20 protein-coding genes are annotated in these 17,880 nt (G+C 64.0%); 1 reads left to right on the top strand and 19 read right to left on the bottom strand.

Going from position 1 to position 17,880, the window contains the following annotated elements; genetic code table 11:
- Nucleotides 1-15: 15 nt before the first annotated feature.
- From eutH to eutS, 10 genes are all read right to left on the bottom strand, one after another.
- Nucleotides 16-1,254, bottom strand: coding sequence for an ethanolamine utilization protein EutH (gene eutH / locus KI611_RS03265; protein ID WP_226418402.1), 1,239 nt, complete (start codon nt 1,252-1,254; stop codon nt 16-18).
- A 70-nt stretch (nt 1,255-1,324) separates the two neighbouring features.
- Nucleotides 1,325-2,155 (bottom strand): ethanolamine utilization protein EutJ, encoded by an 831-nt coding sequence (gene eutJ / locus KI611_RS03260; protein WP_226418401.1) that lies wholly within the window; start codon nt 2,153-2,155, stop codon nt 1,325-1,327.
- A 1-nt stretch (nt 2,156) separates the two neighbouring features.
- On the bottom strand, nt 2,157-3,605 hold the full coding sequence (locus KI611_RS03255; protein WP_226418400.1) for an aldehyde dehydrogenase family protein: 1,449 nt from the start codon (nt 3,603-3,605) through the stop codon (nt 2,157-2,159).
- Between the two features lie 55 nt (nt 3,606-3,660).
- Nucleotides 3,661-3,945 carry a EutN/CcmL family microcompartment protein gene (locus KI611_RS03250; protein WP_226418399.1) on the bottom strand — a complete coding sequence of 95 codons (285 nt, stop codon included), beginning with the start codon at nt 3,943-3,945 and terminating at the stop codon, nt 3,661-3,663.
- Nucleotides 3,946-4,129: 184 nt separating this feature from the next.
- Nucleotides 4,130-4,420 (bottom strand): ethanolamine utilization microcompartment protein EutM, encoded by a 291-nt coding sequence (gene eutM, locus KI611_RS03245; protein ID WP_226418398.1) that lies wholly within the window; start codon nt 4,418-4,420, stop codon nt 4,130-4,132.
- Between the two features lie 21 nt (nt 4,421-4,441).
- A complete protein-coding gene (gene pta, locus KI611_RS03240) occupies nt 4,442-5,557 on the bottom strand; it encodes a phosphate acetyltransferase (protein WP_226418397.1) in 1,116 nt (371 codons plus the stop codon).
- On the bottom strand, nt 5,557-6,390 hold the full coding sequence (gene eutT, locus KI611_RS03235; RefSeq protein WP_226418396.1) for an ethanolamine utilization cob(I)yrinic acid a,c-diamide adenosyltransferase EutT: 834 nt from the start codon (nt 6,388-6,390) through the stop codon (nt 5,557-5,559). The genes pta and eutT overlap by 1 nt, the downstream gene beginning before the upstream one ends.
- Nucleotides 6,391-6,402: 12 nt before the next feature.
- A complete protein-coding gene (gene eutQ / locus KI611_RS03230) occupies nt 6,403-7,146 on the bottom strand; it encodes an ethanolamine utilization acetate kinase EutQ (protein ID WP_226418395.1) in 744 nt (247 codons plus the stop codon).
- Nucleotides 7,147-7,149: 3 nt separating this feature from the next.
- On the bottom strand, nt 7,150-7,656 hold the full coding sequence (locus tag KI611_RS03225) for a EutP/PduV family microcompartment system protein (RefSeq protein WP_226418394.1): 507 nt from the start codon (nt 7,654-7,656) through the stop codon (nt 7,150-7,152).
- A complete protein-coding gene (eutS, locus tag KI611_RS03220; protein WP_226419866.1) occupies nt 7,635-7,982 on the bottom strand; it encodes an ethanolamine utilization microcompartment protein EutS in 348 nt (115 codons plus the stop codon). Before eutS ends, KI611_RS03225 begins: the two co-directional genes overlap by 22 nt.
- A gap of 491 nt (nt 7,983-8,473) precedes the next feature.
- On the opposite strand from eutS, the gene KI611_RS03215 reads away from it, so the two are divergent.
- Nucleotides 8,474-8,719, top strand: coding sequence for a FaeA/PapI family transcriptional regulator (locus KI611_RS03215; RefSeq protein ID WP_226418393.1), 246 nt, complete (start codon nt 8,474-8,476; stop codon nt 8,717-8,719).
- A gap of 94 nt (nt 8,720-8,813) precedes the next feature.
- Here the strand turns inward: KI611_RS03215 and KI611_RS03210 are convergent, their stop codons facing one another.
- The 9 genes from KI611_RS03210 to KI611_RS03170 form a co-directional block, all read right to left on the bottom strand.
- Nucleotides 8,814-9,617, bottom strand: a complete 804-nt coding sequence (locus tag KI611_RS03210) for an anti-sigma factor family protein (protein WP_226418392.1) — start codon at nt 9,615-9,617, stop codon at nt 8,814-8,816.
- Entirely contained in the window at nt 9,614-10,114 is a 501-nt protein-coding gene (locus tag KI611_RS03205) for an RNA polymerase sigma factor (RefSeq protein ID WP_226418391.1), read from the bottom strand. The genes KI611_RS03210 and KI611_RS03205 overlap by 4 nt, the downstream gene beginning before the upstream one ends.
- Before the next feature lie 5 nt (nt 10,115-10,119).
- On the bottom strand, nt 10,120-10,488 hold the full coding sequence (locus tag KI611_RS03200) for a hypothetical protein (protein ID WP_226418390.1): 369 nt from the start codon (nt 10,486-10,488) through the stop codon (nt 10,120-10,122).
- A 79-nt stretch (nt 10,489-10,567) separates the two neighbouring features.
- The gene (locus tag KI611_RS03195; RefSeq protein ID WP_226418389.1) at nt 10,568-11,704 is read right to left on the bottom strand and encodes a 50S ribosomal protein L11 methyltransferase; all 1,137 of its coding nucleotides are present in this window, start codon (nt 11,702-11,704) and stop codon (nt 10,568-10,570) included.
- A gap of 66 nt (nt 11,705-11,770) precedes the next feature.
- Nucleotides 11,771-13,684, bottom strand: a complete 1,914-nt coding sequence (locus KI611_RS03190) for an LTA synthase family protein (protein ID WP_226418388.1) — start codon at nt 13,682-13,684, stop codon at nt 11,771-11,773.
- Nucleotides 13,685-13,721: 37 nt separating this feature from the next.
- On the bottom strand, nt 13,722-15,014 hold the full coding sequence (locus KI611_RS03185; RefSeq protein WP_226418387.1) for a sensor histidine kinase: 1,293 nt from the start codon (nt 15,012-15,014) through the stop codon (nt 13,722-13,724).
- Entirely contained in the window at nt 15,007-15,675 is a 669-nt protein-coding gene (locus KI611_RS03180) for a response regulator transcription factor (RefSeq protein ID WP_226418386.1), read from the bottom strand. Before KI611_RS03180 ends, KI611_RS03185 begins: the two co-directional genes overlap by 8 nt.
- A gap of 5 nt (nt 15,676-15,680) precedes the next feature.
- Nucleotides 15,681-16,982: a GGDEF domain-containing protein gene (locus KI611_RS03175; protein WP_226418385.1), complete on the bottom strand. Its 1,302-nt coding sequence runs from the start codon at nt 16,980-16,982 to the stop codon at nt 15,681-15,683.
- 7 nt (nt 16,983-16,989) lie between these two features.
- Nucleotides 16,990-17,790 carry a substrate-binding periplasmic protein gene (locus KI611_RS03170; RefSeq protein ID WP_226418384.1) on the bottom strand — a complete coding sequence of 267 codons (801 nt, stop codon included), beginning with the start codon at nt 17,788-17,790 and terminating at the stop codon, nt 16,990-16,992.
- Between the last annotated feature and the right edge of the window lie 90 nt (nt 17,791-17,880).

Below are 17,880 nucleotides of genomic sequence, written 5' to 3'. Positions count from 1 at the left end.
TTTTCCGTTGCCGTCTCAGGCTTCGCTCGTGGTCGCCGTGGCCTTCGGCGCGATCAGCATGGCCACCGCCAGGGCGGTGAAACCGCCGACCAGCTTGCCGACGATGACCGCGAAAATCATGCCGGGCATGTTGGCGGCGGTGAAGCCGAGATGGTCGCCAAAGGTGAAGGCGGCGCTGACGCAGAACGCGACGTTAAGCACCTTACCGCGGTCATCCATCTTGCTCATCATGCCGAACATCGGGATGTTGTTGGCCAGCGTGGCGACCATGCCGGCCGCCGCGTGGTTATTGATCTTGAGGAGCAGGCCGATGCGCATCAGCGGCTTCTCGAACCAGCGCGTCAGCAAGAAAACCATCGGGTAGGCACCGAGCAGGACGCAGGCGATATAGCCGATGACCTCGACGGCGCGCATCACTTCACCGGGCTTGTCGCCGGCGATCATGAAGATCGGATCCATGCCGGGCAGAATTTCCAACCCGATTGTCGCCTTGGCGACCGCCAGGGCAAGTCCGACGGTTATCAGGCTGACCAGGATCTTGGCGAAGATCTGGAAGCCACTGATCATTTTTTCCGGAATCAGCCACAGGCCGACGGCGACCAGCACCGAGAAGAACAATACCGGAATCAGATTCATCAGGATCATCGCCAGGTTGAAGACGACCGGTTCGCCATTGACCGTGACCCCGGAATTCATCGCTACCAGGCCGCCAGCGATGCAGCCGAGCGGAATGGTGACGATGCCGGCGAGTACGCCGAGCGCCAGGAAACGGCGGTCTTTTTCATCGATGATGCCGATGGCGACCGGGATCGAGAAGACGATGGTCGGCCCCATCATGGCGCCGAGAATCAAGCCGGCATAAAGCCAGGCGGCGCTATCGACGACACCGTTCACCGTCGCCAGCTCCTTGGCCAGGAAGAAGCCGCCCATGTCGTTGGCCAGCAGCGTGGTGGCGAACATCGCCGGGCTGGCCCCGACCGCCTTGTAGATTGGGATGACCACCGGACCGAGCAGTTGGGCGAGGACGGGAGCCAGGGCAATGACGCCGACCATGGCCAGCCCGAGGGCGCCCATGGCCATGAAGCCTTCTTCAAACTGGGCGCCGGCCCCGGCGAAGCCGCGGCCAACGGCGCCGAGTCCGATCTTGCCGAGGACCGCCTCGGCTCCGCCGAATTGGTTGAGGATGCGGTCCAGCGCGGCGATGGCCATGAAGCCCATCATCACCATCATGATTACCTGGTTGATCGTTTCCATGGCTAGATTCCAAAAATTGGCAGGAGAAGATGTTGTTTCATTGTTTTGCTGGCAGGCGATTCAGAAGTCGTCAATGACCGCCAATCTCCCGGTAGGCTGCAATCGACAGCGGAGTGAGGAACAATGGCTGGCTGGGCAGATGGACCGTCAACCCGGGAAATTCGCTGGCGAACAATTCGCGGACGCCGGGCAAGGCGCATGAGCCGCCGGACAAATAGAGCTCGTCGACCTGATGGCCGGCCAAGTGCTGGCGGACGATATCGCACATTTTTTCGAAGACCGGCTGGACGACCGGCCAGACGCCATCGCCGTCATGGCGTTTGAGAATCTCGGCCTCTTCCAGGGGGATCCGCCGGTTGCCGGCCAGGGTCAGCGAGACGTGATGGCCGCCGGTCGGCTCATCACCGGAATAGACGATCTGACCGTCGCGCACGACGGCGATGCCGGTGGTGCCGCCACCGATATCGACGACGGCGGCGCGCTCGATGCCGAGCAGGCTGGCAACGGCCGAAGGCTCATCGATGACCTGGGCGACCCGCAGGCCGGCCGCTTCGATGACATTCACCGAGATGCGCGGATTGGTGCCCGGCGGGAATGAGGTGTTGGCGCTCTCCAGCGACTGGCCAAGACGCGCCTGCAGACGTTCGAGCTGGTTGCGGACGATCGTCACGGCGCCGAAGTAGTCCCAGACAATGCCGTCGCGCACCACATCGGCCCAGTCGAGACAGACGGCGACGGGGTTGTCGTCGGCATCGAGAACCATCGAGACGATATCACTGGTCCCCAGATCGATCCCGAGGCGCAACGGTCCGCCGACGCGAACCGGATTGGCGTCGTTGATCAGCGCTGCCGCCTGATCGAGGCGGGGGGCCAGCCAGTGTTGGAAATCGCGGCGCGGCATCTCAGACAATCCGGAAGTGGTCGACCAGCACGCAGCGACGCAGGCGAACGAAACTGCTGGCCGAGGTAACGCCTTCACCGGTCGGCGTCGAAATGGTCATCGTCGTCCAGCCCTCCCCGCCAAAACCGAGGCCGGCCAGGCAGGGGCCGTTCTTGACGAAAATGCTGGTATTGATTTCGTTGGCCATGCGATCGAGGTTGTCGAGATTCTTGGAATGCATGGCCGCCGTATGGTGATAGCCGCCTTCCAGCTGCACCGCCAGATCGATCGCCTCGTTGGCATGGCCGGCCCGAATCAGCGGGATCACCGGCATCATCAGTTCGGTCGTCGCAAAGGGGTGATCGGCCGGGGTTTCGACGAACAGCAGGCGGGTGTCGGCCGGCACATCGAGACCGATCTGGCGAGCGATCAGTGCCGCATCCCGGCCAACCCATTTGCGGTTGACGATACCTTTGCCGCAATGGCCGGGCGTCGCGGGTTCCATGCCGGTCAGCAGAACATCCTGCAGTTGCCGGCCCTGGGCGGCCGTCAGTTCGACCGCCTTGTGCTTCGCCATCTCGTGTTTCAGCGCATCGGCCACCTCGGCGACGACGATGATCTCCTTCTCGTCGACGCAGATGATGTTGTTGTCGAAGCTGGCGCCCCAGACGATATCGCGCGCGGCCTGGACTATGTTGGCGGTTTCGTCGACGACGACCGGCGGATTGCCGGCGCCGGCGGCGATCAGCCGTTTGTCGGTATGACGCCGGGCCTCATGGACCACCGCCTCGCCGCCGGTGACGACCAGCAGATTGACTCCGGGATAGCGGAACAGCCGCTGGGCGACTTCGATCGTCGGTTCGGCGACCGTGGTCACCACCCCCTCCGGCCCGCCGGCCGCGACCACCGCTTCGTTGATCAGGGCGATGATCCGTTGCGAAGTCCGTTTGGCTGCCGGGTGCGGGGCAAAGACCACGGCGCTACCGGCCGCGACCATGCTGATGCTGTTATTGATGATGGTGCAGGCCGGGTTGGTCGACGGCGTAACCGATGCGATCACACCCCAGGCGGCATTTTCCGTCAGCGTCAGGCCGCGGTCGCCGGTGATGACCGCCGGATGCAGAGTTTCAGGGCCCGGCGTCTGGCGCGCCTGGGCAATGTTTTTGAGTATCTTGTCGTCGACCCGCCCCATGCCGGTTTCGCTGACGGCCAGTTCGGCCAGCTCACGGGCGTACTGTTCACCGACCGCACGAATGGCGGCGACCACCTTGTTGCGGGTGGCGAGCGAGCGTAACGCCCGGTAAGCCTTGTCCGCCGCGGCAACTGCATCGTCAAGCTCGACAAACACACCGGGCGCCAGCTTCCCGGCACTGCCCTTCGGTTTTTCCCCGGCGAGCAGCCCCGGGTTTTGACCGACCGACTGCAAAACTGCGCGAACGATCCGTTCGACTTCGTTGGCATCCAGATCCACGTTGATCTCCTGCTTTCAGGGGAAACCCCGTCCAACAACCAAACTTTCCGCGTACTTACTTGTGGTACGTGACGCGGTCCCCGAGGACAACCTCATCGACAATCCCGACGACGCTCATGTCGACCGGGACATCGTCGCTCAGCGTTTTGCGGGCGGAGCTCCCCTGCACGACGAGAACCCATTCGCCCGTGCCGGCGCCGATTCCATCCGCTGCGACGTGTGTCGAGCCCTGCGGCTTGCCATCGGCATCGATGAAATCGATCAGCAACAGACGATCCCCTGAAAAGCCCGAACATTTGACGGTTGACACGACTTGTCCGACGACAACTGCGAGTTCCATGCTTGCCTCAACTCAAAAAAGCAACCCTTGAGCTGACGACTGGCAGCCCATTGGGAAATGCGATGACTGATGGATGGTCATCCGCATGCAATACCCTCTGCTCCTCTGTCCCGCACCGGCCGACGAAGGCCGCGGGGCATGGCGGGAGTTCCGGTCGGGGTGGGGCAGGATGCCCCGCCCCCGATCAGTCTTCGAGAGTGCCGCGCATCTTGATCGGGAAAATTTCTTCCAGATCGCCATGCGGACGGGGAATCACGTGCACCGAGACCAGTTCGCCAATACGCTGGGCGGCTGCGGCGCCGGCATCGGTTGCCGCCTTACAGGCGGCGACGTCGCCACGCACCATCGCGGTCACCAGACCGCCGCCGATTTGTTGGTAACCGACCAGTTTGACGCGCGCTGCCTTGACCATGGCATCGGATGCCTCAATCAGTGCGACCAAGCCTTTGGTTTCGATCAGTCCGAGAGCTTCCATTTGCTTTGCCTCCTTAGGGTTTTACAACATTGAATGCGTGGCGGGAACCGGTGCACTCACGAACGGTGAAGCCGTGTAGAGCGGTGTGTTCTCGTTGCGCGACAAACTTGCCTGTGTGCTTGCTGTTACCAGATTATCGTTGGCAATGGGCGTTGCCATTTTGTTCGCGATCAAGCTCGCTTCAATCATGTCACCGACGCTGCACCCCCGCGACAAATCGTGCATCGGCCGGCGCAAGCCTTGAAGCATCGGTCCAAGCGCGGTGTAGTTGCCGAGGCGCTGAGCAATCTTGTAACCGATATTGCCCGCCTCGAGCGATGGAAAGATGAAGACATTGGCCTGGCCGGCCAGCGGGCTGTCAGGCACTTTCAGCAACGCGACCGACGGCACATAGGCGGCATCGAACTGCAACTCGCCATCGATGCGCAGCTGCGGGTCGCGCTGGCGGACCAGTTTGACTGCGGCACGGACCTTCTCGACCGCTGGATGCTTGGCACTGCCGCCACTGGAGAAGGAAAGCAGCGCGATGGCGGGCTCGATGCCGGTCACCGCACGGTAGCTGGCCGCCGTGGTCAGCGTGATATCCGCCAGCTGCTCCGGGCTTGGTTCGGGGACCACGCCACAGTCGGCAAAACCAAGTACCCGCTTGCGCTCCGGATCGAGCATGAAGAAGATGCTGGAAACCGTGTTGTTGCCTTCGGCCAGACCAATCACATGCAATGCGGCGCGGAGCACCGACGAGGTGGCCGAGAGGTTGCCGCCAATGCAGTAATCGACATCGCCGCTCGCCACCATCATGGCGCCAAACCACAAGGGGTCAGCAAGGTGCAGAAGAATCTCCTCCCGGGGCATCGGCGGCTGGTTTTTCTCGGCCAGCTGCGCGGCGAAAAGATCGGCATAGCGGGCAAGCTGCGAGGCGCACGCCGGGTCGATGATCGGCACGCCGCCGCTGAGCAAGCCGTGGTGCTGACTCAATGCCCGCAGGCCGAACGGATTACCGAGCAGAACGGGCCGGGCGAGCCCCTGGGTCAGCAGGCTGCTCGCTGCCAGAATGGCCCGGGTGTCCTGCCCATCGGGGAAGACGACACGCGCCGGATGTTGGCGACACCACTCGGTGCAGGTCCGGATCAGGTCCATCAGGAATGCCCCCCCGGCTGCTCGGGCCCGCCAAGAGTGGCGACGTAGCTGAGCATCATCAGCACATAGACCGCACTGCTCAGCCGGTTGAGCGATTCCAGGATATCCGGCCGCGTCAGCTGGTAATTGGCATCGATGTAGACATTGGCGGCCGCCAGTTCGGCTTCGCGAATCAGGGCGCGCAGGAGATTGAGGCGGGCCACCATTACGCCCTGGGCGGCATCCGGCACGATATGGTCATGGCCGAAATAACGCAAAGGGTCATGCGACAGGCGATGAATGGCTTCGGCGTCGAGTTCGCCCATATGGATGGCCGGCACCGTCTCGCCGGTCACTTCGCCACGCAACACCATGCCCAGACAGGAGCGGACATCGGCCAGCCAGAGCGCCACCTTGCCGTCGCCGCCGCTCGCCGGCAGTTCGCTTTGCACCCAGACGGCATGGGCGATGACGGTATCGAGCTTGCCGCGCAAATGCATGCGCGGGTGGTTTTTGGCGACCAGTTGCCGGGCGTCGAGATGGGTCATCGCCTCCGACTTGTGCGCGACTTCCTGGCCGCACAGCGTACACGCTGCCGCTTCCCGGGTGGCCTGGCTGGTCAGCGGATGTACCTTGAGGCGCGCCACCGCTTGATCACCCGAGTCGCGCGGCGCCGGGCCGCTTTCAAGATAGGTCCGCCCGGCGGCGTCGATGAACTTGACGCCGATGCGCCGCTCGCCGATCAGCGTGCGTGCCGCCGGCGTCAACTGCCCCTCCGCCGGCAGATGAATCTCGGTGCCGGGGGCGAGGCTGAAGTGTTCGCGCAGCCAGGTTTCGGTGATGAAAGTGCCCATGGTTTTCGCCGGTTACTGGTTTTGCCAGTCCGCCGGATAGGTGACGTAGAGGAAACGCACGTTGCTCGGCGAACCGAATTCGATGGCCGAGCCTTTGGGAATGAAAATGACGTCGCCGGGCAGGCCGATGACGGTCTTTCCCTGATGGCGAATATGCAGCTCGCCCTCGAGGATCACGTCGATTTCGTCGTAGGTCAGCGTCCAGGGGAAAAAGCAGTTGCTCCACGCCATGTACCCGGCAGCCATCGGACTGTGGTCGCTGGCCGTGATCACGTCGCTCAGGCCGACCGTATTGCCGGCCCCGGCGCCGTCGAAGCGGGAGAACTGAACCGAACTGCCCTTGACATGCTTGATGCCGTACCCGGCGCCCTCGGCATTGGCCTCGGCCGGGCCGGAAGCGACAGCGGCGACGCCGGCCGATTTCTCGTCGAGGGCCTTGCGAATCAATTGCTCGATAACGTCGTCGGAAACGCTGCCTTTCGGCAAACGGGCGACGATGGCAGCGCGAATTGCGGCGAGCTCTTCGGGATGCGGCGCCGGGCGCTCGGCGCGGTGCGGGATGGCCGATGCAGCGGGAACGGCAGTGCCGGTCTTTTCTTTCCGCGGCGCGACGCTCTCAACCAGTTCGATGTGCAACTGGGTCGCCAGCGTCCGGGCCTCGGGGGTAATGATGGTCGCCGGAAGTTCGACCTCAAGCCGCTGTTTGCCGGCGGCGTGCTGCTGGCGGATGGTTTCCGCAGTGATCAGTTTTTTCATGAGCTAAACCTCCAACGCCGTGGCGGATTCGGCCTCTCTTTGAAATTCGAGAAGCCGGAGGGCAAGGGGTGCAATGCTTTCGGGATGCTGGCTCGAGATCCGAAAAACGTCCCCGGCGATTCCCTGTTCGCGGAGCAGTGCTTCGACACGGTCAGGGTCAGCCTCGGGCAGATCGGTCTTGGTCAACGCGACGACCAGGTGCTTGCCCGGGTAGATCTGCAGAAAACCCGGCGGCATGCGACAGGCGAAGTCGTCGGCGGCATGGACATAGACCAGGGTGCCGACATCGGCGGCGGTATTGATCAAGGCACGGTAAAGGCGGGGGTGGCTGAAAAACTCGCCCGGCGTATCAACGCCGAGATCGCTTTCGTATTCGACCGCCTGCGTTTTCTGAACGTCGCTGCCGCGCTCGAACAGGGCATTGAACAGGGTCGACTTGCCGGCGCCGACCGGCCCCATCAGCATGAAGGCGTGCGCCCGGTCGATGATTACGTCTTTGTGGTCTGACATACCGCATACCCCAAGGAACGCTCAAGCGTTGCTATGACCTGGTTCAAGGCTTCTTCGACTGAGCCGACCGAACCGTAGATGACCAGCGCGCCACTGAAACGATCGAGAAAGCCGATCTGGATGTTGGCAGCCTTGGTGGCGATGTCGCCAGCGATCATCGCGGTTTCGCCGGGCGTGAGGGTCATGATGCCGATCGCTTCGGCGCCCGGAACACCGATTTTTTTACTCAGCTCGTCGGTCGGGTGAGCGATCAGATGGGCGAGAGTCACCTGCTTTCCAGGAACGAATTCCTGGATGATGCGCTCTTTTTCGACTCGGTTTTCCATTGCCATGAACTTCGGTACGCCCCCGTGTTGGATGTACTTATTCCGCCGTTCCGTCTGCTTCGATACTATGCCAAGCGCAGCCAACGCGCAATCGACATGCTGGCCGACAAGCGATGCAAATGCAGAGTAGGCGTGCATCTCCGGAACTACTGTCGCGACTCGCCCGGGCCGTTGACCGGTCGCGCTCGACAGTCTTCACGAAAAACCGGATTATCCGTTGATTTTGTTAGCAAAATCGTCATTTGAGGGGTATACTGTGCGGTTCCAAGGTCTTCTGTAACGCAAAGGCAAACGAGCCTCTTCATCCCGGCTCACCATCCTTTGACCTCCGGCGCAAGCCGGTGCAGACCACCAACGAATCAAACACTTAGCCTCGGCAACAAACCGGGGGCTGTTGCTTTACTGACTACATGCACCGACGGTGTAGCCATTTTTGGTCAATGCGGGATAGGCATACGATACCTGCAGCCATCTTCTTGAAAGGATTTCACATGCCCACCAACCCGGTCCTCGAACACCTGAAGAAGCACGGTCAGCTACTAGACTCCGAGATTGCCGCCGCAACTGGGATCTCGCTTAAACAAGTCCGTCTCTCGCTGACCGATCTCTCGGAGCGCGGCGAGATTTCCCGTTGCACCGTGACCACCTTCAAGGATGGCAAGCCCATCGAAGGCTTCCAGTGCCGCGTTTCCGGTTATTTCCCGCCGGCCGCTCCGGGCCGCAAGCCGACCAAATAGTCTGCCTTGGCAACCGCTTCCGGTTGCCCGGCTTGACTGAGCCAGATAACGAACGGGATGCTCGCAATGAGCATCCCGTTTTGTTTGGCGCCGATTATTTCGGCTCCAGCTGGTCGTAAACCGCCGTCGCGACTTTCGCCAATTCGCCCTTGGCGATGCTGGCCGACAAGGCATAGGAAAATTCTCCGTCGATCCAGTAGAAGACATTGACCTGCCCTTCCCTGGCAAAGCGGAAGCCGGTATCGCCATTGACTTGTCTTTCGGTGCTGACGTAGAGCGTCAGGCGCTGGCCGCTACTTTCCTGATACATGAACTGCGCGACCGGACCGGCGTTGCCCGGCAACAACCGGCCGCCGATCAGTTCGTAGCCGAGCCCCGCCAATTTGGGCGGGCGTACCGGGCTGCCCAGACGCTTCGACAACCACTTGACGAGCAGTTCTTCCTGATCGGCGGCGATTTCAACCGGCCGCCGGAGATCGGGACTATAGACGGCGTGAGCCACGGCAGCTTGGCGGGCCAGCGGAATCGCGGCAGCCAGGCGTTCGTTCGGCTGATACTGGAGATGCCCGAACCAGCCGGCAACGCCGCCCAACAGGGCGATCAGCAAACCGGCAGCAATGCGCTGCACGAACCAGCCCGGTAACCAAGACCCGGGCGGCGCCTCGCCCGTCGCAACCGGCGGCTCGGCCAACCGGCGCAGCGTTGCGGGCAACGGCTCGGCGAGCAGCGGAGCGAATAATTCGCGCAGGGCGTCCCGTTGCCCGCGGTAGGCCTGCAGGCGCTCGGCCGCCTCGGCATCGTTCGCCAGATAGGCATCGATCTCGCCACGCCGCGCCGCCGGCAGGCGGTCGTCGACATAGGCGTGCAGATCGGCTTCGCTGATTGGCAAGGAACTCATCGGACAACTCGCAAAATTGATGAAGACGAACGACCAGCGAGAATCTGGCGCAGCCGTTCGCGGCCGCGCGACAGGCGCGACATCACGGTACCGAGCGGAATGGCCAGCGCCCCGGCGACTTCCTCATAGCTCATTTCCTCCAGCGCGACGAGCAGCAGCACGGCGCGTTGCTCTTCCGGCAATTGGCCGAGCGCCGCTTCGAGATCGCCGACTTCCAGCCGGTCGCTTTGCGTCGCCCGGCTCGGCGCCAGGCAATCCGCGTCGTCGATCGCGACGGTGCTCAGACCGGGGCGGCGCAACTGATCGACGCGCAGGTTGTGCATGATGCTGAACAGCCAGGCGCGCAGGTCGCTCCCCGCACGCCACTGGGCAAGGCGCGACCAGGCCCGTTCGAGCGTGTCCTGGACCAGATCGTCGGCAGCCGCGCGATCGCCAACCAGCGCCCGCGCGTAACGCCGCAGGCGGGGCAATTCGGCCAGGATCGCGTTTCTCTCCACCGGGCTTAGGGTTTGGCGACGTGCCAGAGGTTGTTGAAGCCATCGCCGGTCTGGTCGCCCGGCTTCTGATCCTTGCTCCAGTAATACAGCGCCTTGCCCTTGACTGCCCACTGTTTCTTGCCATCGTCGCGGGTGACCACGGTGTAGGCGCCGCTCGCCATCTCGTCATCGCCCAGCAGGGCGGGCGGCCAGTTGGTCGCGCACGGACCGTTGCACATGCTCTTGCCGTCGGCATCCTTGTCGAAGGTATAGAGCGTCATGCCATTGTTGCCGGTGAGCACGCCACCGCTGGCCATCGGCGGTGCCGCGCCGGCGGTACCGGCAAACAGCGTGGCGGAAACAAGCAGGGCGAACGTCAGTTTGTCTCTTTTCATGATTTTCTCCGTTGGTTTTGGGGTGCTACACGGGATATACGAAAATCAGTCCGCCAATATTCCTGCCGCCGACAATTATTTATCCGCTGGCCAGCCCGAGCCGCCACAGCGAGGTCACTTCCGCAGCCCGAGCGGCATGCAGCGGGTCGCTGCGGTCGCTGGCCTTGGGATGCTGCGGACGGGTGTCGAGGCGGCCAAGCACGGCGAGACCGGCGGCGCCGATCCAGCCGAGCAGTTCGTCCCGGGTGCGCAGGCCGAGGTGTTCGGCGAGGTCGGAGATGATCAGCCAGCCCTCGCCGCCCGGCGCCAGATGTGCCGCGAGGCCGCCGAGGAAGCCGCGCAGCATGCGCGAATCCGGGTCGTAGACGGCATATTCGATGGGCGAACTGGGTTGCGCCGGAACCCAGGGCGGATTGCAGACGACCAGGGGCGCCTGCCCGGCCGGGAAGAGATCGGCCTTGATCACCTCGACGGCGGCGCTCAAGCCGAGTTTCTGCACATTTTCGCTGGCGCACTGCAGGGCGCGTTGATCCTGATCGGTCGCCAGCACGCGCTTGACGCCGCGCCGGGCAAGCACGGCGGCCAGGATGCCGGAGCCGGTGCCGATATCGAAGGCCAGTTGGCAGGCCGCCGGCAACGGTGCCGTGGCGACGAGATCGACGTATTCCCCGCGGACTGGTGAGAAGACGCCGAAATGCGGATAGATGCGGCCCTCGACCGCCGGCACCGGGATGCCTTTCTTGCGCCATTCGTGCGCGCTGACCACCGCCAGCAGTTCGCGCAGCGCGACGACGGAGTCTTCGCCGCCCGGACCATAGGCTTCGTGGCATGCCTGCCGGACATCCTGCGCCCGGTGCAGCGGGACGCTGTAATCGGCGGCCAGCGGCACCAGCAGCAGGCCGAGCAGCGCCGCACGGCGGCCCTGGCTGCGCCGATGTTGGGCGAAGGCGGCGGCCGGCGTCGCCGGCTTTGGCCCACTTTTCGTGCGGGCCTGGCGGTCGGCCCGCTGAGTCAGGGCCTGCAGCAATTGGCGGGCATTCTGCCAGTCGCCGCGCCAGAGGATCGCCGTGCCATCGGCGAGCAGACGGTAGGCGGCATCGGCGCCGAGCCGGTCGTCACCGACGACAACCTTGGCATGCGGCGCGATGGCCGCTTCGGAGCGCCAGCGGGCAGCATGCGGCGCGCCGGCTTCAAGCCATTCGATTGATGAATTCATCGCCGCATTGTAGGCGATTCGCCCCGCCGGCCGGCCCCCGCCAGCGCCAGCGGGGGTGACTGCCGCCTACAAGCCGCCGCGGCCGGGCGCCGCGGCTTCGCCATGTTCGCCGTGCCGATCCATCAGCAGCGCAGCGCCCTGGAAGTAGGCAATCGCCTCTTCGGCCAACTGGGGATTGGTCGGCATCGGCTGGGCGTCCTTGCCGTCGGCGCTGATCTTGAAGGTTTCGATCTTGCGCCGGGGCTCCAGCACCGTCATCACGTCGCCCTTCAGGTAACCGAGGTTCTGGTAGGTCGACAGCAGCGCCCGGCCCTCTTCCGGCGGCATGCGCAGGATGTCGCGGCCGACGAAGTGATCGTCGCCTTGCAGGCCGAGCATGGCGAGCATGGTCGGCACCAGATCGATCTGGCTGGCCAGCGTATCGACGCGCTTCGGCGCGATCAGCTTCGGCGCATAGACGATGGCCGGAATGTGGTAACGATGCACCGGGATCTTCGCCTTGCCGGCGCTGCTTGCGCAGTGGTCGGCGACGAAGACGAAAATGGTGTTGTCGAACCACGGCTTCTGCTTGGCCATTTCGATGAACCGGCCGACCGCATAGTCGGCGTACTTGACGCCGCCACGGCGCTTGCCGGGGGAAGGAATGTCGATGCGCCCTTCCGGGTAGGTGAATGGCACGTGGTTCGAGGCGGTCATGATGTGACCGAAGAACGGACGCCCGGCGGCGGCATCGGCATCGATTTCGCCGAGCACCTGATCGAACAGATGTTCGTCGGCGACGCCCCAGACATTTTCAAATTCGATCAGGCCGTCCTTGAAGCCGGTCCGGTCGGTGACCTGATAGCCCTGCGCCGCGAAGTAGCCGTTCATGTTGTCGAACATGCCATAACCGCCGTACAGGAAATGCGGCGACCAGCCGCGGGCGGCCAGCGCGCCGCCAAGCGTGTTCAGGTTGGTGATGTTCGGCCAGCGCACGACGGACTTGCCGGGCAACGGCGGCAAACCGGCGGAGAGCGCTTCGAGGCCACGCACCGTGCGGGTGCCGGCGGCGTAAAGACGGGTGAACAGCAGGCCTTCCTTGGCCAGGCGATCGAGATTGGGGGTCAGCCCTTCATCGTTGCCAAAAGTCGCCATGTATTCGGCCGACATGCTTTCCATCATCACGACGACCACGTTCGGTTGCTTGGCCGGCTTGTAGGCGACCTTTTGCACCGGTTGCTGGGTCGCCGTCACCAGGCCATGGCCGGACAGGCGTTGCAGGTCGGTCATCACTTCGCCATCCGGCCGGGTGGCGTAAAACTGGCGGTAATTCAGCTTGTTCTGACGGGCCGCCCAGAGGAAGCTGCGCCAGCCGTTGTCGGCCAGTTCGTTGGCGTAGGTGTTGGCGGCAAACTCCGGCGGCGCCATCTTGTAGGCGCTGACCCAGGCGACGACCAGCAGGCCGAGCGCCCAGCCCAGTTGGCTGCGCCGTTTGACATCGACCGCCAGGGCCAGGCGCAACGGGCGGCGCAGGCCCCAGAAGACGACGGCGGTCAGCACGGCCAGTGCCGCGACAATCTTGCCGACCGGATAGGATTCCTTGATGTTGCCGATCACTTCGGTGGTGAACACCAAGTAATCGAGGGCGATGAAGTTGAAGCGAACGCTGAACTCGTCCCAGAAAATGCCTTCCGAGACCGCGACAAAAAACAGTGTGAACAGATAGACGGCGAACAGCGGCCGGCGCAGCCGGTCGCGCCACTTGGCGCTGAACAGCAGCTCGAAGACCAGCCACGGCGAAGCGACCACGGCCGCTGCCGGAATGTCGCGCAGCACGCCGAGGGCCAGCGGAACGAGCAGAACGTCGAGCGTCTGCTGGCTGAAGATCACTGCATGGACGAGCAGCACGATCCGGGTGAGCAGAAAAACGCCCATCGCAATCAGCCCCGTCAAACCCCAGACGCGCAGTCCGTGCCCGTTCAAACCATCGAATCGCTTCATCGCCAACCACCGCAAAATGTATTGCGCGACAGTCTACTCAAGCGCCTGTGAGGAAATTGTGAGGCACCGCGTAACGCGACAGGCCGGCGCCGAAATCGACGGTTATTTCACCGCCGCCCGCTGCGGCATTGCCGGCGCTGACCTGCCAGCCGCTGGCCGAACAGACGTGACGGACGAGGGCCAGACCAAGGCCGTTGGCGCCGCGCGGGCCGACGAAAAAGCGGTCGAAAACGCGCGCCAGATCCTCTTCGGCAAAGCCGGGCCCAGTATCGCGCACGACCAGTTTGCTCTCGGCGAGGCGGCAGACGATCTCGCCGGTGTCGCTGTAACGCAGCGCATTATCGAGCAGATTGCGCAGGACCAGATCGAGCAAGGCGGGATCGGCGCTGACCGTGCTGCCTTCGGGTATTTCCAGGCGCAAACCGACCGCTTTCGGCGCCGCCAGCATCAATGCCGCCCAGACCGACTGGATCGCCGCTAGCAGCTGAATTTCCTCGAGCAGCGCCGGTTTCGCCTCGCGGGCCAGGATCAGCAGGCTATTGGCCAGGCCGTTGATGCGGTCGACGCTGTCGACGATGCGATTGCCCCGCCGGGCGACGGTCTCCGGCAGGTCCGGCAGGGCCGCCAGCAATTCGGCATCGGTGCGGATGCCGGTCAGCGGCGTGCGCAACTCATGCGACAGATTGGCGGCGAAAGCCCGTTCGCGTTCGAGCATGGCGCCCTGCCGCGCCCGGTAATGATCAAGGGCCTCGGCCACCGCCTGCAGTTCGCGCTCCATGCCGGGCTCGACCAGCGACCCCGGCGTTTCCTGCTCGACCCGGAGGGCCAGACGTTCCAGGCGGCGTGTCAGGCGGCCGGCCAGATGGAAGCCGGCGATCAGCGTCAGCAAACCGAGCAGCAGCGAGGCGCTGAGCGTCGTCAGCATCAGGCTGTCGAGCCGCGACTCGTGATCGTCGACGTCGTAGGCCAGGATATAGCGGGCGCTCTCATCCTCGCGGACGGCGACGTGATATTCCTTGCTGCCCAGATAAACCTCATGATTGCCGACCGCCAATCCGGCCAATAGCGGCGGTACGGCGCCAGCCGTCTCGCCCCGGCCGACCCGGTACAGCCACATCGCCGGGGTATTGGGCAGCGCGGCATTCGGCGACTGGCGCCAGATTTCCATGCTGTAGGCAATCTGGGCGTCGAGTTGGTGGTTGATGAACTCCTCTTCCTTCTTGTCGAAGAGCAGGACCGTGACCACCGAGTGCACCAGCAGCACGAGCAGGGCCAGCGCCGCCAGCGAGGCGGCGACCCGGAAGCGCATGCTGGGGCCGCGTTCAGGCACCGACGAGCTTGTAGCCAAGGCCATGGACGTTCTGGATGCCGATGGCCGCGTCGTCGCCGACCGCCTTGCGGACGGTGTGCAGGACGCTGCGCAGATTGTCGCTCGACGCTTGCTCATGGCCCCAGATGGCGATTTCCAGTTCGCGCCGGGAAAACAGGCGATTCGGATGCGGCATCATCACCGCCAGCAGGCGACTGGCCTTCGGCGGCAAGGCCAGCCGGCGGCCGTTCAGGCGAACCTCCTGGGCGACGCCATCGTAAGTCAGCGGCCCGGCGCTCAACGGTCCGCTGTCGGGGCGGCCGCTGCTCCGCCGCTGCAGCGCCTGCAGCCGCGCCTCGACCTCCTTCAGGGCGAAGGGTTTGGCCAGATAGTCGTCGGCCCCGGCGGCGAAACCAGCCAGCTTGTCGTCCAGCGCATCGCGCGCCGTCAACATCAGGATCGGCAGCATGTTGCCGGCACCGCGCAGCTGGCGGGCCAGGCTGGCCCCGTCGCCATCCGGCAGATTGCGGTCGAGCACCAGGGCGTCGATGCCGCCGGCCGCGAGCAGCGGCCGGGCCGCCGCCAGCGTCATGGCAAAGTCGCACTGATGGCCGCAGGCCTCGAGAAAATCGTAGAGATTCTCGGCAATCACGCGGTCATCTTCGACAATCAGGATATGCATCGGCCCTAGGCATCAAGCGGAAGATCGGCCGCCACATCGCCGCCGGCCACGACGACCCGGTTGCGGCCCTGGTGTTTCGCGGCATAGAGGGCATCGTCGGCATGCTTGAGGGCGATTTCGAGCGGGCACTCGCTGGCGTCGGCCAGCCCCATGCTCAGCGTGACCCGGACCAGGCGCCCGTCGGCCAGGCGGATATCGTAATCGGCGCAGCGGGCGCGGAACCGTTCGGCCAGCTTGGCGGCTTCGGCCAGCGAGCTTTCCGGGAACAGGAAGGCGAACTCCTCGCCGCCGTAGCGCCCGACCAGATCCGACTGGCGCAGCGTCTCCTGCATCAGCGCCGCGACGGCGCGGAGGACCGTGTCGCCGGCGGCGTGACCATAGCTGTCGTTCAGTTTCTTGAAGAAATCGAGATCGGCCATGCCGACGGTAATCGGCCGCCGGTAGCGCTGGGCGCGTTGCAGCTCGGCATCGGCCAGCAGCATGAAATGGCGCCGGTTGGTCAGCCCGGTCAATCCATCCTTGTTGGCCAGATTTTCCAGCGCCTGGCGGGCCTCTTCATTCTGCAGCAGCGACGCGTGCAACTCGCCGATCGCCTCCTCGACGACCTGAATCTCGATCATCGGCGAGGCCGCGAATTGCGGGGCCGGCCGTTCGACGCTGAGGCCCGACAAGGCCTTGTCGATCAGCTGTAGTGGGTGGATCAGGTGAGCCCGCAGCAAGACCAGGAAAATCAACAGGAACAGGCCGACCACCACCATCGCCCCGTACAACTTCAAGCGGGCCAGATTCATCGCCGCCGCGACGTCGCCAAGGTCTTTCGTCGCCAGGATGGTTCCCTGAATCGAAATATCGTCGACCAGCAGGCCGAGGCGGGCCGACAGCCGCTGCCATTCGGGCAGATTGGCGGCGAAGGCATTTTCGTCGCGGCTTGACTGGCGGAGCACATCGACCAGAAAACGCTCGAGCAGGCGCGCCTGCTCGGCTGCCTCCCGATGCTCCAGGACGCTCGGATGACTGGCCACCAGCGTCACGACGAACATCGCCTGCTGGCGGGCTTGCGGCGTACTGGCCGCGAAGACCCGTTCGCCTTCCTGACGCAGTTGCTCGAGATTGCGGGAGAGCCGCTGGTGACGGATGATCTCGGGCACCGTCTGGTCCTGCAGACGGGTCGTCGAATCGATCACCCGCTGCTGGTCGAGCGCGATGAGCACGACCATCGCCCCGAAAATCAGGACAAACAGGGCGGCCAGCAAGGCAAAGGCCCGACCGGCCCGAATGCCCTTGAAACCGGAAAAGTTATCGATCATCCCGGCCTCAATCCAGACTGAAAGGAAAATGCCGCCGCACGATGCGGTGGTAGGTGCCGTCGGCGCGCATCGCGGCGATGGCCAGGTTGACGCCCTCCCGCAAGGCACCGTCGGTTTTCGGCAGGGCGATATGGACCGTGCCGCCCAGCCCGCTTTCGGTCAGCGGCCGGCCGGCAAACTCGAAGGCCCCGGCCGGCTCGGAATTCAACATGGCGTAGGCGCTGAGCATCGGAAACAGGCAGAAATCGACCTTCCCTTCGCGCAACAGGGTGAGGGCGTCACCTATCGTCGGGGCGGTGAGTACCGTCAATTCCTGTGCCAGGGCAATGCTCTGCAGATAGCGGTGTTGCTGCGTTTCGGCGACGACGCCGAGGCGCGCCCCGCGCAAGCTGGCCAGGTCCGGCTCACGGCCGAGCCGCCTGGTAAAACGCTGTGTCGTCGCCGGCGCCGCCAGCAAGCGCGAGGACGAACGCCAGAGCGGGTCGCTGAAGGCCACTTGTTTTTCGCGTTCCGGCGTCCGCAGATAATTGCCGAAACCGAGCTCGAACTTTCCGCCCTCAATGCCCGGCAGTATTTCGCCGAACAGCACATGGCGCGTCACGCAACGGGCATTGATCCGCCGGCAGATTTCGCGCGCCAGATCTTCATTGAAAGCGATCAGACCGCCGCTCTGCGCGCCGCCCCTGGCGGACTGGCCGGGCGCTGGCGAGAGGTTGTTCTGCACCCCCAGGGCAATGCGCAATGACCCGGCCTGGGCGACGGAGGCGCAGGCAAGCAAGAGCAGGACGATGGATAAAAAGGCGCGCATCAATCAAGTCTGAAGGGCTGAAACCGGGGGCGCAACAGGAGGAACATGCCGCCTCACTCGCTAGTATCGATCGGCAAAGTATAACAATGA

It is taken from the genome of Dechloromonas denitrificans (assembly GCF_020510685.1).
In the GTDB taxonomy this organism is placed as follows: domain Bacteria; phylum Pseudomonadota; class Gammaproteobacteria; order Burkholderiales; family Rhodocyclaceae; genus Azonexus; species Azonexus denitrificans_A.
This window is presented reverse-complemented; position numbering and strand designations above follow the sequence as displayed.

Bases quoted from the DNA above. Each gene is read 5' to 3' on its own strand.
- eutH (WP_226418402.1), bottom strand. From the start codon at position 1,254: ATGGAAACGATCAACCAGGTAATCATGATGGTGATGATGGGCTTCATG.
- eutJ (WP_226418401.1), bottom strand. From the start codon at position 2,155: ATGCCGCGCCGCGATTTCCAACACTGGCTGGCCCCCCGCCTCGATCAG.
- KI611_RS03250 (WP_226418399.1), bottom strand. From the start codon at position 3,945: ATGGAACTCGCAGTTGTCGTCGGACAAGTCGTGTCAACCGTCAAATGT.
- eutM (WP_226418398.1), bottom strand. From the start codon at position 4,420: ATGGAAGCTCTCGGACTGATCGAAACCAAAGGCTTGGTCGCACTGATT.
- pta (WP_226418397.1), bottom strand. From the start codon at position 5,557: ATGGACCTGATCCGGACCTGCACCGAGTGGTGTCGCCAACATCCGGCG.
- eutT (WP_226418396.1), bottom strand. From the start codon at position 6,390: ATGGGCACTTTCATCACCGAAACCTGGCTGCGCGAACACTTCAGCCTC.
- eutQ (WP_226418395.1), bottom strand. From the start codon at position 7,146: ATGAAAAAACTGATCACTGCGGAAACCATCCGCCAGCAGCACGCCGCC.
- KI611_RS03225 (WP_226418394.1), bottom strand. From the start codon at position 7,656: ATGTCAGACCACAAAGACGTAATCATCGACCGGGCGCACGCCTTCATG.
- eutS (WP_226419866.1), bottom strand. From the start codon at position 7,982: ATGGAAAACCGAGTCGAAAAAGAGCGCATCATCCAGGAATTCGTTCCT.
- KI611_RS03215 (WP_226418393.1), top strand. From the start codon at position 8,474: ATGCCCACCAACCCGGTCCTCGAACACCTGAAGAAGCACGGTCAGCTA.
- KI611_RS03210 (WP_226418392.1), bottom strand. From the start codon at position 9,617: ATGAGTTCCTTGCCAATCAGCGAAGCCGATCTGCACGCCTATGTCGAC.
- KI611_RS03200 (WP_226418390.1), bottom strand. From the start codon at position 10,488: ATGAAAAGAGACAAACTGACGTTCGCCCTGCTTGTTTCCGCCACGCTG.
- KI611_RS03195 (WP_226418389.1), bottom strand. From the start codon at position 11,704: ATGAATTCATCAATCGAATGGCTTGAAGCCGGCGCGCCGCATGCTGCC.
- KI611_RS03190 (WP_226418388.1), bottom strand. From the start codon at position 13,684: ATGAAGCGATTCGATGGTTTGAACGGGCACGGACTGCGCGTCTGGGGT.
- KI611_RS03180 (WP_226418386.1), bottom strand. From the start codon at position 15,675: ATGCATATCCTGATTGTCGAAGATGACCGCGTGATTGCCGAGAATCTC.
- KI611_RS03175 (WP_226418385.1), bottom strand. From the start codon at position 16,982: ATGATCGATAACTTTTCCGGTTTCAAGGGCATTCGGGCCGGTCGGGCC.
- KI611_RS03170 (WP_226418384.1), bottom strand. From the start codon at position 17,790: ATGCGCGCCTTTTTATCCATCGTCCTGCTCTTGCTTGCCTGCGCCTCC.